Below are 692 nucleotides of genomic sequence, written 5' to 3'. Positions count from 1 at the left end.
TGGACCGGGTCGCGGAGGCGCTGCGCGGCGAGCGGGCGCTCGCGGAGGAGATCGCCGGGGAACTGGCCGGGCCGCGTACGACGATCGCCGTCCTGGCCGCGCTGCCGGGCGTCGGGCTGCTCCTCGGCGCGGCGCTCGGGGCCCGCCCGCTGGAGGTCCTGCTGCACACGCCGGCCGGACTGGGCTGCCTCGTGGCGGGGGCGGCCCTGGAGGGGCTGGGCGTGCTCTGGACGGCGCGCATCGTCCGGGCGGCGGCCCACGGCGCCCTGGAAGTGCCTCCGGGGCGGGGCGAGTGGTGTCGGGCCCCCGGCCGTTCGGTGCCCGCTCCTCGGGTGGGCGAACGGAACTGCGGGCTGTCACGGGTGCGGGCACGGGCACTCGGGGTGGGAACGGGGGCGAGGTGATGCGGGGCACCGAGTGGGCGGCGGTCGTCCTCCCGGCGGTTGCGGCCGCGGTGGTGTGGACGTCGGTGCGTGGCCGGGCGAGGCGCCGACGGGTGTTCCCCCGGGCGGCGGCCCGGGGGCGGGAGAGGAAGGGGAAGCGAACCGGGCTGACGCCCTTGGGCGCTGGGCGTCGACGACGGGTGGTGACGGCGGCTGCCGCCGGGCTCGCGGCGGTGGCGCTGCTCGGTGGCGGGGCCGGACTGACCGTCGGGGCGCTGCTGGCGCTGGGCGTCCACCGGTGGTCGGCCC

The 692-nt window shown here is 79.8% G+C and carries 1 protein-coding gene; it reads left to right on the top strand.

Annotated features, from left to right (window positions below; translation table 11 throughout):
• The coding region (locus tag KS423_RS46735) for a type II secretion system F family protein (RefSeq protein WP_374120205.1) at nucleotides 1-404 on the top strand (404 nt) is incomplete at its 5' end.
• Nucleotides 405-692 lie beyond the last annotated feature (288 nt).

The organism is Streptomyces sp. LS1784, assembly GCF_020103755.1.
Lineage (GTDB): Bacteria > Actinomycetota > Actinomycetes > Streptomycetales > Streptomycetaceae > Kitasatospora.
This window is presented reverse-complemented; position numbering and strand designations above follow the sequence as displayed.